At 36.2% G+C, this 20,346-nt stretch carries 16 protein-coding genes; 10 read left to right on the top strand and 6 right to left on the bottom strand.

Annotated features, from left to right (window positions below):
* Nucleotides 1–7 precede the first annotated feature (7 nt).
* Nucleotides 8–1,342, top strand: coding sequence for a TlpA disulfide reductase family protein (locus PZ892_RS11990; protein WP_277711361.1), 1,335 nt, complete (start codon nucleotides 8–10; stop codon nucleotides 1,340–1,342).
* 135 nt (nucleotides 1,343–1,477) lie between these two features.
* Here PZ892_RS11990 and PZ892_RS11985 read toward each other — a convergent pair whose 3' ends face one another.
* Complete coding sequence (locus PZ892_RS11985) at nucleotides 1,478–1,795, bottom strand: GNAT family N-acetyltransferase (protein ID WP_277711360.1); 318 nt, start codon at nucleotides 1,793–1,795, stop codon at nucleotides 1,478–1,480.
* 110 nt (nucleotides 1,796–1,905) lie between these two features.
* Nucleotides 1,906–3,732, bottom strand: a complete 1,827-nt coding sequence (locus tag PZ892_RS11980) for a long-chain fatty acid--CoA ligase (RefSeq protein ID WP_277711359.1) — start codon at nucleotides 3,730–3,732, stop codon at nucleotides 1,906–1,908.
* A gap of 233 nt (nucleotides 3,733–3,965) precedes the next feature.
* Between PZ892_RS11980 and PZ892_RS11975 the strand changes: the two genes are divergently transcribed.
* Nucleotides 3,966–5,732, top strand: coding sequence for an aromatic amino acid hydroxylase (locus PZ892_RS11975; RefSeq protein ID WP_277711358.1), 1,767 nt, complete (start codon nucleotides 3,966–3,968; stop codon nucleotides 5,730–5,732).
* Here PZ892_RS11975 and PZ892_RS11970 read toward each other — a convergent pair.
* Both PZ892_RS11970 and PZ892_RS11965 read right to left on the bottom strand, forming a co-directional pair.
* A complete protein-coding gene (locus tag PZ892_RS11970; RefSeq protein ID WP_094280047.1) occupies nucleotides 5,721–6,617 on the bottom strand; it encodes a flavin reductase family protein in 897 nt (298 codons plus the stop codon). The genes PZ892_RS11975 and PZ892_RS11970 overlap by 12 nt on opposite strands.
* Nucleotides 6,618–6,637: 20 nt before the next feature.
* A complete protein-coding gene (locus PZ892_RS11965) occupies nucleotides 6,638–7,621 on the bottom strand; it encodes a fumarylacetoacetate hydrolase family protein (RefSeq protein ID WP_277711357.1) in 984 nt (327 codons plus the stop codon).
* Between the two features lie 333 nt (nucleotides 7,622–7,954).
* Here PZ892_RS11965 and PZ892_RS11960 point away from each other — a divergent pair, with 333 nt between their 5' ends.
* From PZ892_RS11960 to PZ892_RS11950, 3 genes are read left to right on the top strand one after another with little or no spacing between them, the layout of a single operon-like run.
* On the top strand, nucleotides 7,955–9,112 hold the full coding sequence (locus PZ892_RS11960; protein ID WP_277711356.1) for a homogentisate 1,2-dioxygenase: 1,158 nt from the start codon (nucleotides 7,955–7,957) through the stop codon (nucleotides 9,110–9,112).
* 17 nt (nucleotides 9,113–9,129) lie between these two features.
* Nucleotides 9,130–10,257 carry a 4-hydroxyphenylpyruvate dioxygenase gene (hppD, locus tag PZ892_RS11955; RefSeq protein WP_277711355.1) on the top strand — a complete coding sequence of 376 codons (1,128 nt, stop codon included), beginning with the start codon at nucleotides 9,130–9,132 and terminating at the stop codon, nucleotides 10,255–10,257.
* A 25-nt stretch (nucleotides 10,258–10,282) separates the two neighbouring features.
* Nucleotides 10,283–11,512, top strand: a complete 1,230-nt coding sequence (locus tag PZ892_RS11950) for a Glu/Leu/Phe/Val dehydrogenase dimerization domain-containing protein (RefSeq protein ID WP_277711354.1) — start codon at nucleotides 10,283–10,285, stop codon at nucleotides 11,510–11,512.
* A 72-nt stretch (nucleotides 11,513–11,584) separates the two neighbouring features.
* On the opposite strand, the gene PZ892_RS11945 is transcribed toward PZ892_RS11950, so the two are convergent.
* Nucleotides 11,585–11,980 (bottom strand): (deoxy)nucleoside triphosphate pyrophosphohydrolase, encoded by a 396-nt coding sequence (locus PZ892_RS11945; protein ID WP_094255907.1) that lies wholly within the window; start codon nucleotides 11,978–11,980, stop codon nucleotides 11,585–11,587.
* Between the two features lie 87 nt (nucleotides 11,981–12,067).
* Nucleotides 12,068–13,396, bottom strand: a complete 1,329-nt coding sequence (locus tag PZ892_RS11940) for a DUF3472 domain-containing protein (protein WP_277711353.1) — start codon at nucleotides 13,394–13,396, stop codon at nucleotides 12,068–12,070.
* Nucleotides 13,397–13,605: 209 nt separating this feature from the next.
* Between PZ892_RS11940 and PZ892_RS11935 the strand changes: the two genes are divergently transcribed.
* The 5 genes from PZ892_RS11935 (at nucleotide 13,606) to PZ892_RS11915 (ending at nucleotide 20,341) form a co-directional block, all read left to right on the top strand.
* On the top strand, nucleotides 13,606–16,206 hold the full coding sequence (locus PZ892_RS11935; RefSeq protein WP_277711352.1) for a phosphatidylglycerol lysyltransferase domain-containing protein: 2,601 nt from the start codon (nucleotides 13,606–13,608) through the stop codon (nucleotides 16,204–16,206).
* Between the two features lie 199 nt (nucleotides 16,207–16,405).
* A complete protein-coding gene (locus PZ892_RS11930; protein WP_277711351.1) occupies nucleotides 16,406–18,142 on the top strand; it encodes an AraC family transcriptional regulator in 1,737 nt (578 codons plus the stop codon).
* Between the two features lie 125 nt (nucleotides 18,143–18,267).
* Nucleotides 18,268–19,062: a DUF695 domain-containing protein gene (locus PZ892_RS11925; RefSeq protein WP_277711350.1), complete on the top strand. Its 795-nt coding sequence runs from the start codon at nucleotides 18,268–18,270 to the stop codon at nucleotides 19,060–19,062.
* Between the two features lie 17 nt (nucleotides 19,063–19,079).
* Nucleotides 19,080–19,763 (top strand): hypothetical protein, encoded by a 684-nt coding sequence (locus tag PZ892_RS11920; protein WP_277711349.1) that lies wholly within the window; start codon nucleotides 19,080–19,082, stop codon nucleotides 19,761–19,763.
* A 2-nt stretch (nucleotides 19,764–19,765) separates the two neighbouring features.
* A complete protein-coding gene (locus PZ892_RS11915) occupies nucleotides 19,766–20,341 on the top strand; it encodes a hypothetical protein (RefSeq protein WP_094255901.1) in 576 nt (191 codons plus the stop codon).
* Nucleotides 20,342–20,346: the final 5 nt, after the last annotated feature.

The following is a 20,346-nucleotide window of genomic DNA, read 5'->3' as shown; positions in this document are numbered from 1 at the left end:
TAATTCTATGAAAAGAATACTAACAACCATATTCCTTATTTTCTTGTCTCTAAGTTCTTGGGCACAAGTGAGTAACATAACCGGAACTATAGAGCCTGGGAAATTTAAAAAGGTGTTTTTATACAAAGTAATAAATGGAAGGATGCTCGAAGTAGCTTCATCTGTGCCAGATGCACAAGGTAGATTTGCCTTCAGGTTTACTCCAGAATATGAAGGCTTCTATTGCTTTGGTTATGGTTCCTCCATAATGACACAGGGAATCAATAAATTATACTTCCGTGGTAATGAAGATTTGGAAGTCCGTGCAGATGCCGATGGATATAAATTAATAAAAAGTAACAGTAAGGAAAACGATGCCCTATATCAATGGGAAACTGCTGTTAAAAACATTCAAACCAAGGCACTCACTTTAGGAAATAGTACTTATGTAGACTTCTTCCCTGAATTGGAGGAGATTGCTTCGAATATTAAGGATTTGATTAAGGATCCGAAAACGGGAAACAAAGAATTCGATAAACAATTTGAACAGATTGTAAAGACTGATCTTGCTTTTTATGCTATCAATTTTTTATATATACCCCATTCGGCACATCCTAGCAAAGAAGAATACAGCGATTACTACATGGATTTCAAAGCTGATGAGTATATGACGGATTGGTTATTAAAATATCCATTTGGTGACCGTTTCTTGAATAGCCTAGTGATGTTCAAAAATCAAGGATTAAAGGAGTATAATTTAGAAAACCTATTAAGTAGTATCCCTAATCAAGTCTTGAAAGGTCAGTATTTCTTAAACTATGCTGAGCGATTAAATTCGATGGAAGACTATCTTAAATTGTTGGATAAAAACAAACAAAATTTAGTTTTGGAAGAACAGAAGGCTAGGGCACAAGCCATTGAAATGAGGTTAGCTGAAACGAAGGAGGGTGTTCCTGGATTTAACTTTAGCTTCAAGGATTTGAATGATAAAGTAGTCAGTTTAAAAGATCTGAAAGGCAAAGTTGTGTTATTGGATTTATGGGCTACATGGTGCGGACCTTGTCGCGCTGAGGAGCCTCATTGGGAAAAACTAAATGAAGATTATAAGGATAAAACTGTAGCCTTCGTGGGAATTTCAACGGATCAGGATAAAGCAAAATGGCTGGAATATATGCAGGAAAAAAAGCCGAAAGGTATTCAATTGCATGCAGGACCTAATAATCCTCTTTCAATTGCTTATAAAGTCAATGCTATCCCTCGTTATATATTGATGGATAAAAATGGAAATCTTATCTCCGCTGATAGTCCAAGACCCTCGGATCCTAAGCTTAGAACGCTTCTGGATACTTGGATCAAAAAATAGTTTGTTGTTAATAATAATTGCTTGGTGCAGCTGAAAAGCTGCACCTTCTTTTTGAATTCAAATAACAATAAAAAGGTCGCCAATCTTGGATAGGCGACCTTTTTATTGTTATAAAATTATACTTAAAAGTATTGTTTACAGTTCGTTATAGTTAGGAAATCTTGGAGATACCAATTCTTTCCATTCTGGATTTTTCTTAATAAATGCAAATACATAGGGACAGTAAGGTGATACTGTTTTGCCTGAATCTTTGATATAATGCAACGTTTTTTCTACCAATGCTGCTGCAGCTCCGCTACCTGCTAATTCTGGAGGAGCTTCAGTATGGATTAATGCGATGGTACTACTGGTCTCCTTATAATCTATAAAGGCAATATGACCATCAACATCTAGTTCAAATCGGCTTATTTCTTCGTTTTTCTTTAGAGGTAGGTTGATAAATTTATCTTTCATATCCAATCAACAAAATTGTAAAATTATAGTTTTTATTATTCTGTAAAAGTAGAACTCTAAGGTTAACTAAATGTTGACCTAGGATAAGAAAGATAAATTTTTTATGAATATTACTCAGCTACATTATAAAGGTGGTCGAATTCCTTTTTGTACTTCTCAAGAATTACTTTCCTCTTCATTTTTAGGGTAGGGGTAAGTTCTCCATTTTCAATGGTGAATTCATCTGAAAGAATAATTGGTTTTTTAATTTGTTCCCAATTTCCAAAATGTTGATTAGCATTTTGAACCTCTTTATTGATTTTACGAATCACTTTGGCTTCCGTCAGGAATTGGTCTTTTGGCATTCCTTTTAATTCTGGAGCTTCACTTTTCGACCAATCTTGTAAATGAGCATAGTTGGGAACAATAAATGCAGAGGCAAATTTTTGTCCATCACCAATGACCATTGCTTGTTGAATATAATTCGATTCCAGTAGTTTCTTCTCAATAGGTTGAGGTACTACGTATTTTCCCCCAGAGATTTTAAACATTTCTTTCTTTCGGTCGATAATTTTCAGAAAGACTTCGTCTTCCCAGGTTCCAATATCACCGGTATGCAACCAACCATCAATAATGGTTTTATTAGTTTCTTCTGGGTTTTTATAATAGCCTTGCATCACATTGGGACCTTTAACCAAGATTTCCCCATCGTCAGCAAGTTTTATTTCAACGTATTTTACTGCTAAGCCAACAGTTCCTATACGAATTCCTTTCAGATAATGGTTTACCGAAATCAAAGGCGAAGCTTCTGTCATTCCATAGCCTTCATAAAGTGGGATTCCAGCAGCAAGAAATACACGAGCCAATTTGGCTTGTAAGGATGCACTTCCTGAAGCTACAGTTAGCAGATGTCCCCCCAATGCTTGATACCATTTGTCTAATACCAATTTCTGAGCAAGCTTTAATTTTAGATTATATCCAAAACTGCGTTTTTCTGGGTTTGGATCATATTGTTCTGCGACTTCAACCGCCCAATCAAAGATCTTGCGTTTAAAGCCAGTCAGTTCCATTCCCGTCTTCATGATTTTCTCATACACTTTCTCCAAAATCCGAGGTACAGCAGTCATGATATGAGGTTTTACCTCGGTAATATTTTGCCCGATTTTATCCAAGGATTCAGCAATATGAACGGTGATCCCAATATACAAGTAAGTATAAATAACCATTCTTTCATAAGCATGGCAGGGTGGAAGAAAGGTTAATGCGCGGTCATAGGCTTTACATGGAGTTATCTCACGCGCAGCTTCAACATTCGAAATAATGTTATGATGGGTAAGCATCACGCCTTTTGGTTTTCCAGTCGTCCCGGAGGTATATATTAATGTTGCCAGGTCAGTATGCTTAACCCGCGCTCTTAATTCCTCAATTTTCGAATCTGCAATATGTTCTCCTACCTTATTTAGTTCTTCCCAATTTCGTACATCTTCATGCTTTTCAATACAGAAGATATACTTTAAGGTGTAAATTGAATCTGTTAATTCAGTAAGACGTTTATAGAGACTTTTTGTGCTTACGATGCAAAGTTTTATTTCTGCATCATTGAAAATAAACTGATAATCAGTATCACTGATGTTAGGATAAATTGCCACAACTACGGCACCGATTTGTTGGATGGCAAAATCAACAATATGCCATTCGATACTGCTATCTGCAATCAATCCAACCTTGTCATTGGGTTTTACTCCCAATTCGATTAAGCCTTTCGAAAGGGCATTTACTTTTTCTAAAAACTCCTCAGAAGTCAGAGTTTTCCATTCTCCTTCCTTTTTATGCGAGAACATATTCAGGCCCGGGAATAGCGTTACTTGCCTTAATGCAAGGTCAAATAGTCTAAGATTTTCCTCCATAACATATAAAAACCTGTCTTTCAAGTTTATCGACAGGTTTCTTAACCACATAACAGTATTATTGGCTAAGAAGTTTTGCAAAAATATGAAATAGTTAGGTTTAGAATTAATTAATTTAGTTTTAGTGTTTATTTACAACTGTTTGGAAGGGGCTAGCAGCTTGAAATATTATACCTTATATCCCATTATTCAAATTCTGAAAGTGCATCAAGATTTCATTTTATAAATAGGTAGTATTTTGTTTGTCTAGTTAAAAGTTTTAAGTTTGTATAAACATTATTCCCATGAATACGTACGATAATCCAGTTTTAGAGCAATTACCGAAACATTTGCAAAGATATGTGGTTGAACAGGCCTATGAGCGTTATAGTGCGTTGGATCAGGCAATTTGGCGCTATGTAATGCGTCAGAATTATGCCTATTTAAAAGACATAGCTTACTACCCTTATATTCCTGGCTTGACAAAAGCTGGACTAACCATCGAACGCATTCCAAATCTGCAATCCATGAATGATAGTTTGAAGAAGATTGGCTGGGGAGCTGTCACCGTTGATGGCTTTATCCCTCCAGCGGCTTTCATGGAATTTCAAGCTCATTGTGTCTTGGTCATTGCAGCAGATATCCGACAAATTGAACATATTACCTATACCCCTGCACCTGATATTATCCATGAATCTTCTGGTCATGCTCCGATTATTGGAGAACCCGAATATGCAGCTTATTTGCAGCATTTCGGAGAAATAGGGTCCAAGGCAATGAGTTCAGGTAAGGATTTCGAACTTTATGAAGCTATTCGGGCTTTATCGATCATTAAAGAAAAAGAAGATGCCTCCGAGGAGGAAATTAAAGAAGCAACTGATAAATTCAATTCCATTTCTAGCAATATGGGTGAACCTTCTGAAATGGCTTTATTAAGCCGTTTGCATTGGTGGACAGTTGAATACGGATTAATTGGTTCTGTGGAAGATCATAAAATATATGGTGCAGGATTATTATCATCAATCGGTGAAAGTGCAACCTGCATGCAACCTGATGTTGCAAAGTTACCCTATAACCTGGATACCCTTCAGTTTTCTTACGATATCACAAAGCCTCAGCCGCAATTGTTTGTTACTCCAGACTTTCAGCACGCTTATGATGTTCTTGAAGAATTTTCGAAAACCATGGCATTCCGAGTTGGAGGCAAGGAAGCAATGGACAAAGCTATTGACAGTAATAATGTTTGTACTGTGGAATTAAGTTCTGGACTTCAAATTTCAGGAGTCTTTATTTCAACATTTCTTGGCGAAGAATTAATTGCAATTAAGACAAATGGTCCTACAGCCTTAGCTTATAAAAATAAAGAGTTAGAAGGACAGGGAAAACAATATCACAAGGATGGTTTTAGCTCACCTGTAGGTTTACTGTTAGGAAGACGATTACCATTGGAACAATGTAAGCTAGCCGATCTGGAAGAAATGGGTTTAGTTGAGGATAAGCCTGGAACAATCTATTTCAAATCTGGAATTCTTGTTTCCGGAACGGTAAAATCATTTGTATTTGATGAGGAAGGATTTTTATTGTTGATCAGTTTTAACGATTGTACAGTAGTCCATGAACCTACGAATCAAATTCTTTTCCAACCTGAATGGGGTACTTATGATATGGCTGTAGGAAGTTATGTAAATTCTGTTTATGCTGGAGCAGCAGATAAATATGCTTATGAACCTGAAATCAGTATTTCTGAAATGAAAACTGAAAAGCAAGTCTGGTCAACGGAGCAGATGGAGTTGCATAAGCTATATAGTGAAATCAGAAAAGCGAGAGAAGAAAATCTGGAAATAGATTTCAATCATTATTTGGAAAGTCTGGAGAACCGTTTTTCCCAAGACTGGCTAGCATTAGTAGAGTTATACGAATTGGCAATTAATAGACAAGAAGTCGAGTTTGAACAAACCATCTTACAACGATTAAAGGAAAAGGCCAAGAATAATCTTGACCTTGATAAGTTAATTTCTGATGGTATAAGACTGGCTGAAACCCAGCCGATAAACTTGGAATTAGTTTATTAATAATACCTGCCAAGCTTTTTCAACTTCGTTTTCATCTAAAAGCTTGGCAGCATAACGTTGTAATTCATTATTCAATTGAGTTTCGTCATTCTGCCACATGCTGAGCAAGGAATTAACATGCTCATCTTCTTTAATTTCGGTTCCTAATTCTGGAATAGCTTCAATATTCGCTAAGAGGCCTAATTGATTTCCGGTTAGAATGGAAGAATTCCGAACAGCCTCCGGCAACTGATCAACACCAATCCCTAATTTTCTTAATGGTTTTGGAACCTCGAAGAGGTTATCCTTCGTCACCCGACAATACCAATCCCCACCCAATCTTGCAACCAGATCCAAAGCAGCCTGATCCATTTGATCATGCTCATTTAATAAGTTCCCTTGAATATGCATGCATATAACTTCAGCAAGCACAAGATTCCCTGTTCCGCCACCTTCCTGGATAGTAATAATCTCTTTAACCCTACACTCCAATTGAACTGGAGACTCAGCAACGCGTGGTGGTTTTATATGTTGCGAAGGAATAGCTGTAAATCCTGATTTGTCAAATTCGTCGACTTCCTTGGCATATTCAGTGCTCGCGAGCGATTGCTGTTGCACCATATTGTAGTTTACAATATTGATCACCACTTCAGGTACTTCACGTATATTTTCCAGCGTATGCTTATCCTTTCCATCCCGCATCCTTGTTAATGGTGAAAAAACGCAGATAGGTGGATTATGTGACATAAAGTTAAAATAGCTGAAAGGGCTAAGGTTAACTTTTCCGTTCTTATCGATTGTTGAAGCAAAGCAAATCGGTCTGGGAGCTATGGCATATTTTATTAAATTATCAAATAGGGACCCGTGAGTTTTTTGGTCGAAAGTCTTGATTTCATTAAACTGCATATCTATCTAATTATTGGTTTTTATTCTGATTCTTCCTCTTTATATATATAATTTTCTAGTTTCCCTAAGCCTGTAACTTCCATGCTAATCTTGTCCTTAGGTTGAATCCAGAATTCTTGATAATTCGGATCTTTCCGTTTTCCTGTCCCATTTATTTCAAGCAAACAACCAGTGCCCACAGTTCCCGAGCCAATGATATCCCCTGGATAAAGTGTCGCCCCATAGGATGCCCTTTCGATTATTTCAGCAAATGTCCAATTCATGCTGGCTAAGGTTCCTTCTGAACACAATTTATCATTCACCCAACATCTCATTTGTAGATCATAGGCATTTCCTGAATGGCCTTCCAAGGGTTTGGTTTTATAATTTTCCAATTCATCCAAGGTCAGCAGGTACGGACCAAACATACTGGCAAAATCTTTCCCTTTTGCTGGACCAAGATTCAGTTTCATCTCTTGCATCTGTAATTGTCGCGCGCTAAGATCATTGAGAATCATTAACCCTGCGATATACTGATCAGCCTCTGCCGCTTTGATATTCCTTCCTTCTTTCAAAATAACAATGGCCACCTCTAATTCAAAATCCAATTTGTCAAAATGCTTGGGCATGCAATATACTGGACCAGGACCATGAATAGCTTGATGATTTGAAAAGTAAAAAACTGGGAATTCATCAAACTCTGGGATCATTTCTAAACCTCGATTCAGTCGAGAGGTTTCCACATGTTGTCTGAAGGCATAGGCATCGCGAAAGGATGGAGGATTAGGAATGGGAGCACATAAGGTAATTTCCGAAAAGGAAAGACCTTCATTTTGAAAATCTTCAATTTTTATGAAATTCTGAATGGCATTTTCTGCTAATGATAAGCCTTCTTGTCCGAGCTTTATTAATTCCAGACTGGAATTCGGAAGCTGATCGGATAGGATATGGCTCGGAAATACTTGATTTTCAATAATAAATCCAAGCTGTTCGTTGCCATTTTCTAAGTATGTTACAATTTTCATAATGAATTTTTGAAAGCTTCGCTCATTAATTTATAAAGGTTACAATAATTCAGGTAGAAGAAATTAAATTTCATAATACCATATTTATTTTCTGTTTGTTTATGTAAATATAAAATTATAAAGGGTATATTTGAAATAATTGATACCATTATGAACGTGAGCAACATAAAGCCAAAGAACCTACCAAAAGGTTTGATGCCTTATATTAAGGCGCTGATTGCTGATGTTGTTTTTGCCCAATACTAATACCAAAATTAATTCTTTTCTAAGTGATATCTAGCCATAGGCTATGTAAATCAATCATATTACAATCATTTTTTTAAACTTAATATTATGCCACTTTATCATCAATTAGGTAAGATTCCTCCAAAACGTCATACCGTTTTTAGAAAGGACAATGGCGAATTATTTTCCGAAGAACTAGTATCTACACATGGATTTTCCAGTGTCTATTCTCTAGTGTACCATTGTTATCCTCCAACTATCGTAAAAGAAATTAAAGAGCCTTATGATGTCAATCCTAAGATTGCTCGTGAAAAACATCTGAAACATACCAGTCTTCGTGGCTTTCAGGTTAAACCTCAGAAAGACTTCCTTGAAAGCAGAGTTCCTGTTCTGGTAAATTCAGATCTCCATATCTCCTTGGCCGCTCCTCAACAGTCCATGGAAACTTATTTTTATAAGAATAGCCAAGCTGATGAGGTTATTTTTGTTCATGAAGGTTCCGGAACCTTAAAAACAGGCTATGGTGAAATTCCTTTTGGATACGGGGATTATCTAGTTATTCCGAGAGGAGTAATCTATCAGATATCCTTTGATACCGACAAGAATCGTTTATTTATTGTAGAATCTTTTGAGCCTATCAAGACTCCGAAACGTTATAGAAATGAATTCGGTCAATTAATGGAACATGCTCCTTTTTGCGAAAGAGATATCCGGAGACCACAGAACCTGAAAACTTACGATGAAGCCGGAGATTTTGAAATAAAGATTAAAAAACAAGGCTTAATTTATCCATATATCTATGGTACCCATCCTTTTGATTTCGTCGGATGGGACGGTTATCACTATCCATGGGCATTCTCAATCCACGATTTTATGCCTATTACAGGAATGTTGCATCAACCACCTCCAGTACATCAAACCTTCGAGACCAATTCTTTTGTCTTATGCAGTTTCTGCCCTCGAATGTATGATTATCATCCCGATTCTATTCCTGCTCCTTATAACCATAGTAATGTTGACTCTGATGAGGTTCTATATTATGTGGATGGCGATTTTATGAGCAGAAAGTCGGTTGAAAGAGGTCAAATCACTTTACATCCTGGAGGTATCCCACATGGACCTCATCCAGGTACGGTGGAAAAGAGTATTGGACAAACCCGAACGGAAGAATTAGCCGTAATGATCGATCCTTTCCGTCCATTGATGCTAACTGAACAAGCATTGGAAATTGAGGATCAGGATTATTATAAATCATGGATTAACTAAGTATCAATAAATAAATTATGACACAAACATTTGCTGAAAAGATTGCCAAGGCGCAGGATTTTTTGCCAATCAATGGAACAGATTATATAGAATTTTATGTGGGTAATGCCAAGCAAGCTGCCCATTTTTATAAAACAGCTTTTGGGTTTCAATCTGAAGCTTATGCAGGACCTGAAACCGGAGTTAGAGATAGAGCTTCCTATGTTTTGAAGCAAAATAAAATCAGGATCGTATTGACTACTGCTTTGAAATCGGATAGCCCAATTTCAGAACATGTGAAAAAACATGGTGACGGGGTAAAGATCTTGGCGCTATGGGTAGATGATGCGGAAAAATCACTCCAGGAAACCGTTAAACGCGGCGCAAAAGTATATCAGGAGTTACAAGTTCGCCAGGATGAATTCGGTGAGGTTAGAACGGCCGGTATTTATACTTATGGTGAAACAGTACACATGTTCGTGGAACGTAAAAACTATTCAGGACAATTTATGCCTGGCTATGTTAAATGGGAAAGTGATTATCAGCCTGAAGAAACCGGACTACTTTATGTGGATCATTGTGTAGGTAATGTGGGCTGGGATCGAATGAATGAAACCGTAGAATGGTACCAAAATGTAATGGGTTTTGTGAATATCCTTTCTTTTGATGACAAACAAATCAACACTGAGTATTCGGCTTTGATGAGTAAGGTGATGAGCAATGGAAATGGATATGTCAAATTTCCTATCAATGAACCTGCCGAAGGCAAGAAGAAATCCCAAATAGAAGAGTATTTAGAATTTTATGAAGGTGAAGGTGTTCAGCATGCTGCATTAGCAACTCATGATATTTTAAAAACCGTAAAGGCCTTAAAAGCAAGAGGGGTAGAGTTCCTAGGGGCTCCGCCTGAAGCTTATTACGATATGTTACCTGAACGCGTAGGTGAGATCGACGAAGAAATCAAAGCCATCCAAGACTTAGGAATCTTGGTGGATCGCGATGAAGAAGGTTACTTGTTACAGATTTTCACCAAACCAATTGAAGATCGTCCAACCCTATTTTTTGAAATTATTCAACGCAAGGGAGCTCAAAGTTTTGGAGCAGGAAATTTCAAGGCGCTTTTTGAAGCAATTGAAAGAGAACAAGAGAAACGCGGTAATTTATAGGGATTTACAGATGAACTTATTAATAATGAAGGACCTTTTAAAGGAGTTTGAAGAGAAGAAACCAGAGATTGTCTTTGAATGGAAAGATACAGAAACAGAAGCTGAAGGTTGGGTTGTTATCAACTCATTACGAGGTGGGGCTGCAGGTGGTGGAACCAGAATGCGCTTAGGCTTGGACCGTAATGAAGTTGAATCCCTGGCAAAAACCATGGAGGTAAAATTTACCGTTTCTGGACCATCAATCGGTGGTGCCAAATCAGGGATTAATTTTGACCCTGCCGATCCAAGGAAGCACGATGTATTAGAACGTTGGTTTAAAGTTGTGACTCCATTATTGAAGAATTATTATGGTACGGGAGGGGATTTGAATGTGGATGAAATCCATGATGTTATTCCATTAACCGAGCAATTTGGTCTGTGGCACCCTCAAGAAGGTGTTCTGAATGGACACTTTGATATTCGGGAAAATGGTCGGATTCACCAGATTGGTCAGCTTCGCTATGGTGTTTCCAAGGTTTTGGAAGATTCTCAATACAGCCCTGATTTAAAAAGAAAATTCAAAGTTGCCGATATGATCACCGGATTTGGAGTTGCTGAATCGGTAAGACATTTTTACGATTTATACGCTAGCAATCTAGTCGGAAAGAGAGCAATCATTCAAGGTTGGGGTAATGTTGCAGCCTCCGCAGCTTTTTATTTGAGCAAGCACGGAGTTAAGGTTGTAGGAATTATCGATCGCGTCGGCGGACTAATCAATGAAGATGGCTTCTCGGAAGAAGATATCAAATCTTTGTTTTTAAATAGAAATGGTAATTCACTGAATTCGGAGTCTATGATTCCATTCGAAGAGATTAACGAAAAAGTATGGAGTTTAGGTGCTGAAATTTTTATTCCAGCGGCGGCTTCAAGGTTGGTTTCCAAAGACCAGATTCAAGAAATGGTAGGCAATGGGCTGGAAGTAATTGCTTCTGGCGCAAATGTGCCTTTTGCTGATCGTGAGATTTTTTACGGACCGGTAATGGAATATGCAGATCAACATGTTGCGGTAATTCCAGACTTTGTAGCCAATTGTGGCATGGCTAGGGTGTTCGCTTATTTAATGCAACCTAATATTGAAATCAGTGATGATTCCCTGTTCAAGGATGTTTCAGACGTTATCCGAAAAGCATTAGAACAAATTCATAGTTATAGTCCAGATACCAAGATCAATATATCATCTCGAGCCTATGAATTGGCATTGAGACAATTACTCTAATGGAAATAATAGGGGAGGGATGGGTAAAACCATTCCTTCTTTATTTCTATAGAAAATCAAAAATTTGAATTATTAAACCTCTTCTCGACGAGTACGAATGTACTCCTCTACAATAGGAAGATCAGCATTAGCCCAGTCAAATCGGAATAATTCGGTCCGGTCCACCCAAAGTACTTGCGCATGCTCATTGGCTTTTACATCACCACTTTTTATCGAACATACAAATGGGTATAAGGTTAGTGAAAAATCAGGATAGTGGTACTCTACTTTTGTAAGCTGTTCCCCAATTTGAATATTTAAATCAATTTCCTCCAATACTTCTCTTACTAAACATTCCTCCAAAGTTTCCCCTTCTTCCAATTTCCCCCCTGGAAACTCCCATTTTAATGGTAGTTTCATCTCAGCAGATCTTTGACAAATTAATAATTGTTGATCTTTTTCTATTAAGGCACAGGCAACATGTATCATCAAAGTAAATATACTAAATTAGGACGGAAAGCATACAAAATATAAAGAAAGTGTAACACTAAGTGTTACACTTTAATAATGAGTGATTTATGGTAATTTACTGAAGTCTATCTCAGGATTCTTTTGAACATTATCATAAATAAATCGTGAATTTGGAGGAACTAACTCACTAAAGAAACCACCGTTCTTCAAAAAATATCCATCTTTGTTTTTACCACCAATTGCATCAATCCTCTGTTTCGCATGGTATGTATTGTCAACTGTGAATTTTGCTTCTGTCACTTTTAGCCATTTTCCATCCGCTGTTCTTACCCATTGATTTTTATAGTTCGCTGTTCTTGAATGGTAACCTTGATTTGGACTGAAATTTTCTAAGAATGAATGAAATCCAGTCAGATATTTATCTGTCTTGGGTCTTTTGAAACTCGCAATTAATTGCCACTTACCTTCTTCAGGTGCATAAAACCATGCTGTATAATCGGTTTTTCCTTTGCCATCTGGTTCGCCCTTTAAAAGAAATTTATATGTGCTTCCTGCTTTCCAATTATATTTCAAATAACTCTGTCCACCCGATCCTTCGTTTCCAAACTCACCCGTATGAACATTAGCTCCTTTTTTATTCATGATTATCTTCTGATCATCTGGAATTGCATTTGGATCATCAGTACTGTATGGACTCCATACGGAAAATAAAACTCTTCTTTCGGTTGGAGAATTCACCTGAATTCCAAAATATCCCTCACTGAATCCATTCGCCATATAGTATGAACCCACAGGGTCTGAACCTTTTGGAACTTCAATTTCCGAATAGTAATACTGGATTTTATCATTGCTCGGCGCAATGTAGGCTAGGTGACAGGAAGGTCCTCTTCTCGCCCAGTAATAATATTCCGGATCATTACAATAAGTTAATCCCTTGCTTACTGCTTCACCTGTTGCTGAAAAACTATTTAATTCTCCAAAATTATCTCCTGACTTATCTATTCCTTGTACATCAATTTTTAAATAGCCTGTGTCCACTTTAAAACTTCCTACTTCAGTTGTTGTAGAACTTCCGTTTTTTAATTCAACCTTTTTGCTCACTCCATTTACGGAAACTTTAATAGAACTATTGCCTGAATTGGACTTGCTGTTTAATGACAACTTTAAATTGCCCGCTTTATTAACACGAAAATAAGTGCTGATAATAGTTTTTGGATTTTTCCAATTAGTCAAACCATTTTCTGTGATACGCTCTGTTGTTTGGCCATCAAATACGGTAATAAAGGCATTTCCAGCTAATGGAATCGAATACGTAGTGTCGGATTGGTTAATAGGTTTGTTGGCAAGTACAGTTTGTTTTGAACATGCTAAAGTTAAGCTTAATCCAAGGATCAGGCTGCTCTGATAGCATATTGATTTTAAGAATTTTATCATGTGGTTATTTTGTTTGAATTCTTGAAGATATACATGCTAAAATTGATTTAAAAGTTTTTGAAGAAAGCAATCGTTTGTTCAAAATTCATTTTTGTAATAACCCTTAACAACGAACTAATAATTAATTTATAAATAAATTATAATTTTTTAACTAATTGTAAATATGGACTATCTAGTTTTATACAAACTTTTTGATTTTTTTATTTTTTATGGCTAAAAAAGTAGCTCTTTACCTCAAAAAACTTAAACCTTTACGTTACTGGAAGGAATTACTAGGTATTCTCATCATTTTATTCGCATTTATATTTTTCAGGGATCAACGTAAGGAGATTGAACAAATCATGCCCTTAATCCAAAGTTGCAATCCCTATTGGTTCATTGGCGGATTATTATTGACGTTTTTCTTTATTTTCATGGAAGGCTATATGTATGTAGCCAGTTTTAAGGCAGTGGGAATAAACATAAGTTTAAAGGTCGCCTTGGAATTATTTCTGAAACGTAATTTTTTAAGCGTATTCCTTCCTGCAGGAGGGATTTCTTCCTTGGCCTATACAACTACTCAACTTAGACGGATGAACCTGAATAAAACTCTGATTCATCGAACCAGTATCGTTTATGGTTATATTGCACTGTTCTCGGTCTTTTTATTGGCTGTTCCTGCTTTGCTTTATAGTTTTTTCCAAAGTAAGCAATACGGAAATCTCCTGATTCCCTTATTGACCTTAGGATTAATCCTGGCCTTTTCTTTTTATATTATTTACTCTTTTCGTTATAAGACTTCAATCTATTATTTCATTGAGAAAAAGTTTCCAAAAACGATTTTCCAAATTTCAAATCTCTTTTCATCCGCTGTAAATAAACGTTATTTGGCTTTATCACTTTTTTTTAGTGTATTGGTGGAGTTTTGCGGGATCATCCATATCCTAATTGCCATGATGGCTCTAGGCTTGCCATTGTCCTTGGAAGCTGCAATCCTAGGCTATATTATTTCTACCCTTTTAATGATTGTTTCCCCTTTTTTGCGCGGATTGGGTGCTGTCGAGTTATCCATGTTCTTAATTTTTAAGAAATTCGGATATACCCATGAGCAAGGGATAGGTATCACCATTCTGTATCGATTCTTTGAATTTTGGCTACCTTTTATTTTTGGATTTATTTCCTTTTCAATGAAAGGAACCCAATTGCTCACTCGAATTGGTCCTGCAGTCATGATTTTTATTCTAGGAATAATCAATATTATTTCGGTCCTTTTACCTCCAATTGCGGATCGATTGCACCTGGAAAGATTTTATTTCCCTGCGGAAACTCTCGCTATTTCCAAACTAATGGTTTTGATTATTGGGATAGGTTTGATTGTTTCTTCAACCTATTTGTTGAAAGGATTTAGGAATGCTTTCTGGTTTGCCTCTTGTTTTTGTGTGATATCCTTAATAGGTCACCTATTAAAAGGCATCGATTATGAAGAATCTATCGTAGCTGCAATTACCCTAGTCTTTCTACTCTTCAATCATAAGGAATATCGGGTTCAAGCCAATAATTATTGGGTGAGAATTGGTGTATTGACTGTCATCTTTAGTTTTATTGCCATCGTAATTTTTGAAACACTCAGTTTTTATATTATTGACAAAAGACATTTCGGAATTGATTTTACCTGGAGGGAATCTTTTATCTATGCCATGCGTGGTTTCCTGTTGTTTTCGGATGCAGGACTAGAACCTAGAACTAATTTCGGTAGGGAGTTTTTGCATATAATACATGCATTGGGTTTTGGATGCTGGATTTTATTTTTTTATACGATCCTTCGCTCAAAAAAATATATAGCTGCCAACTGTGATCAAGATAAAAGGGCATTAGCCAAGAATCTCATGGAAAGATTTGGAAACTCTTCGCTTGATTATTTTAAAATCTCAAATGAAAAAGAGCTCTATTTCTCTAAGTTCTACCTAGGTTTTGTTTCCTACCGAGTGGCAAACAAATATGCTGTTGTTTTGGACGAACCTGTTTGTCATTGGACAGATAAGGAAGATGTTATTCAGGAGTTCGATGAATATTGTATGAAAAATGGTTTAAAGAGCATTTACTTCAGAATATCTGAGGATGGCTTATTGAACTTTCAAAGTTTGAAGAAAAAGAAATTATTGATCGGGGAGGAGGGAATAGTAGATGTGCAACAGTTCTCCTTGCAAGGTAAGTCTAGAAAATCCTTGCGTAATGGATTGAACTACCTGGAAAAAAATGGTTATAAGGCGGTGATTCACACTGCACCTCAATCTCAGGAATTGCTGACCGAATTGGCGGCCGTTTCTGGAGAATGGCTCCTGGAAAATAATCGAACAGAAGTGATTTTTTCCCAAGGCCAATTTGATATGGAAAACTTGCGCTCCTCAGATATCATCTGCATTGAAAATAATGAAGGGAAAGTTGTATCATTTTTAAATATTATTCCCGATTACGCTTTGGATGAATGTACCTATGATCTATTCCGAAAAGTAACAAGCGCACCGGGTGCTTGTATGGATGGATTGATCGTCAAATTAATTGAATATGCGAAGTCCAACGATTTTAGATATATCAATCTAGGTATGGTTCCCTTGGTTGGTATTGAAAAACCTGATAATGCTGCAGAACATATCATGCAATTTGTATCCAGTAATTTCCCGAAATTCAAAAAATTTCATAACCAAAGAGATTTCAAGGATAAATATTGCAATAAATGGGAAAAACGCTATTTATTGTTTGATCACGATTTTGATTTACTGCACTTGCCAGGCGTCATGAAAAAAGTAATGAAAGCCATGCCTACCTCATAATTGCTTTTTATGAATATTAAATTAAATGGTTGAACATGTAATTAATTTTGTGAAAACATTAGCATTTCGATAATGATGTTCATCATAATTGGTAAAAAAAATTATATTTACGCTAATGACCATTTAATTTAAATTGTTCTTCGCAAAAAAATTAATTCTGGTTATCTAATTCTATGATTATTTAACTGTAGTTCAGTACATGAGGAGTAAGTATTCAATTTTATCTTGTTTTGTTTTTATCAACTTATTGTTAAGTGGTTTTGTTACAAATGCTCAAAACACTGCTGATAGTTTAAGCAAATACTCCCATGATGAATTAATAGACAAAGCATTTGAAACTCGATCTACCCTTTACCTGGACTACCTCGAAAAACAGAAACTCAGCCAAGACGAAAAAAAATTATTATATACCTGGTATTATTACCTAACTGCCGAAAATGGCGACCTGGATATTACCCTTAAGTACCTGCAAAAATTAGATTCAATCTCTAAACTTACCAATGATCCCAACAATCAATTCAATGCTAAAATGGGAGCAGCTGAGGTATATTATAAGAAATCTGAATATGCTAAAAGTAAAGAAGCCTTTTTACAAGCTGAAAAGTTTGTGGAGAGTTTTGCGGATGGCACTGATCGAGTTCTTGCCAAAGCAGAGTATGATTACTTTTACTATTTAAGTGGAAACTTCGATGTATACAATCATAATTTGGAAGTAGGCATCAAGGAGTTGCAAGCTATCAAGACCGATAAAATGCCCCTTGAAGAAAAGAGATTTCATATTAATTCAATTGCCACTTTAGCCGTAAACCTAGCATGTGGTTATATTCTAAAAGAAGATTTCGACCATGCTGAAAAGAACCTGAAACTCGTAGATGATATTTATGCAGAGAATTTTAAAGGTGACACAACAAGCACCTTTGTTCATGAAATTCTTGTAAAAGGGAAATATCATTTCTTTAAAAAGGAATTTGAAAAAGCAATCCCTTTCTTTAAAGAAGTGATTGATATCAACCAAAGAAAGGATTTCAAAGAGGATGCCTATATGGCGAAAGTCTTCTTAGGAATGGCATATTATCAATTGGAAGATTATCAGCAATCCCTGGATTATCTAGAGAATGCTATTAATAATCATATGCTGGTAGCAGATTATATAAAATATGAAATGGAATCCTACCGATATGCATCCCTGGCAAGTAAGGAATTGGGGGATACCGAGAAAACACTGCGTTATTCTGGTTTATACATGGAACAGGATGAAGCATTGAATGATAACAAACGATCTACTTTTATTAATTCCTTTATCAATAACCTTGAGGTTGGAAAATTACAAAAGGATATCTCCGCCAAAGAAAGTACAAATTTCAAATTAAGATATATCCTCTTTGGATTGGCAATTTTAATTGCCGGATTAGGAGTGGTACTCGTTTACCAGATCAAGGAAAATAAAAAGAATAAAAAGAAGATTCAGGATTACCTTGAACAATTAAGTCAGAATAAGAAAAATAAAGACCTGGCCCTTAATAAGAAAGATGCAGTTAATCAGGAAGCTATAGCTGAAAATCAATCCAAGGAGATAGATGATAAAACTGCTAGAATTCTTGATAAGTTGGAAGAGTTCGAAGAAGGGGAGTTGTTTGTGGATAGCAAAATGAGCTTGGCATTTCTGGCAAGTTACCTTGAAACCAATACCATCACCTTGTCGAAAATTATCAATACTCATAAGGAGATGAACTTTAATGATTATATTAATGGATTGAGGATTCGCTATATTATAGAAAAAATAAAGAATGAACCTAAATTCGACCAATATAAGATATCATACCTGGCCGAGGTAAGTGGTTTTTCTTCCCACAGTATCTTCAGTAAGGCATTTAAGAAAAGTACTGGGGTTACACCTTCCCAATTTTTGGATTATTTAAAAGAAGAAACGGTTTAAAACCAATTTTTCCCCAATTCAAGCTGGTTATTTTATATAATTCAACAATACCTTTATTCGGACATTTAAAAGTAGCCTCTTACATTTGGTAATACAATTATCTATGTTTTACCTAATGAAGAGAAATGTTAAATTCATTCTTTAAAAGAAAGATATCAATCCCAAAGCATCAGGAGAATTGGCAAGTTTATTTTTCAAGAATAAATAACCAACAAACTTCGGTGATTGTAGATTTAAATATTGCTAAGATTGCTCCTGTGAAAGTCTTGCCTGAAGTTTTCTACCTGATAATTCCCTTTGATTTTGCGAATGATAATGGACTTCCTAGTTTGGAAAGTTACAAGATGATCAAACAAATTGAAGATGAAATCGCTGAATTAAATCATCGCTTCGCAGAAAACCTCCTCCATGTTGCCACTTTGACCATGAATTCGGAACGCTTACAAATGTATTACTGTAGCAAAGTTGATGATAGTAAAGTATTCTTAGCGCAAATCGATAAAGCATTCAATCACCAACTTACTTATCAAATAGATCATCGCGCTGATCCTGATTGGAGCGACTATTTCAATCTAGCTTACCCATTGCCGTTTCAATTGGAGATGATTAAAAATAGGCTGGTATTAAGAAAGCTTACTGAAGCTGGTGATAATCTCGTGAAATCTCGAAAAGTTAACCATTATCTAGTTTTCAACGCTGAGAAGGATGCGGGTCATTTTATGGAATTTGCAGAAAATGAACGTTTCGTCTTGTTCATGATGGAGAAACGTGGTGATCAATGGAAATTGGGGATTTCCAGGAATGATTATGTTTCCTATGAGCAGATAGATGAATTGTGCCTGCCTCTATGGGAAAAGGCGCAAGTATATAATGGAACTTATAATGGCTGGGAATCTGAAGTTATTATATCTCAGGCTTAATTCAAGAATAAATTAATATGTTTTTTAGAGTAGATAGAGTTAAATACGCTTCCTATGTTGCAGATCATTTGCAAAATCCGGTCAATGCCAATAACCCTATGATTATTGTTTATTATAGGAATTACTTTGGGACAGCCCTGTTAACAGGCTATGCCAAAAATTCGGAAGCTGTTTATTATGATAATATCACTGGAAAAACCATTTCTAGAAGAAAATGGACCGATGAAATGAAGAATTATGCGAAGGAGTGCGAAAAACATGTGCCTGCAGCTCCACATCGATTCAAACCCACCATCTTTGGCTATATTTTCCTATTGGGAATGGTCGCTTTATTCGCCTATCTGACTTATGACTCCTTCCTGAAACCTAATCCAAATATCAATCCTGAAAATCCACCAATGGCTCAAAAAATAAATGCTGGAGATTTATATTTTGGACGATTTCTAGAACGTGATCCGGTTTCTAAGGTTTTCAAAGGAGCTGGATTCTCTTGGTTTAAATTTATCGATGCCGGAGAAGGAAGCATCTTAATTTCTAGAGCAAGAGAAAAAAGTAGTAGCGTCAAACCTTCAATTGAAATGAATAGCACGGATTTTGAAGAGGAAACTATTCCAATGAAAAAAATCGAACATGGAGACTATCAGATTGATCTCGTTTCCGAAGACGGTAGTTTAGAGCTTAGTTTGACAGAGAAAAAATAAAAATGGGAATTAAAGAGGGTATTACAGGGAAAAAAGTGATTAAAATATTTATTATTTGTATTGTAGTAGGATTCTTGTTGTTTGTCTTAGCAATTATACAAACCGTAAAAACAAAATCAACCAACATTAGTAAAAAAGCTCCTTACAAAGAAATAATTGGCAAAGAACTGATTACAAAAAGACCAATCCGATTATTTATGGAGAAAAATCCGGTCAAAAAGGATTACCCTTATGCCTTGTCTGATACAAATCAGGCGTATTGGAATTCCTATATGGCTAGCCTGGGAGCAGAAAACCCAGAAATAAAATTAAGTGATTCGGTCGATGCTAATTCCAAATTAGTCTTCGACAAAGCAGTAATGTACACAAATGGAGTTTCTGGATCTTCAGATCCTCGATTGTTTGGAACATTGAGTACCCCCGAAGGAAAAACTTATAAAGTTGAATTTCGATGGGGTAAATATGACTATAATTACCCTTGGAAAGTTTCTCAGAGAGGCTATCTGTTTGAATTGGCACCATGGCAAACCGCGTTAGATACCTCACATTATTATTTACCTAATGCTGAATGGTGGTAGGAATA

Source organism: Sphingobacterium sp. WM (assembly GCF_029542465.1).
In the GTDB taxonomy this organism is placed as follows: domain Bacteria; phylum Bacteroidota; class Bacteroidia; order Sphingobacteriales; family Sphingobacteriaceae; genus Sphingobacterium; species Sphingobacterium cellulitidis.
Note: the sequence above shows the minus strand (reverse complement) of the source record. Positions and strands in the feature narration are given on the sequence as shown.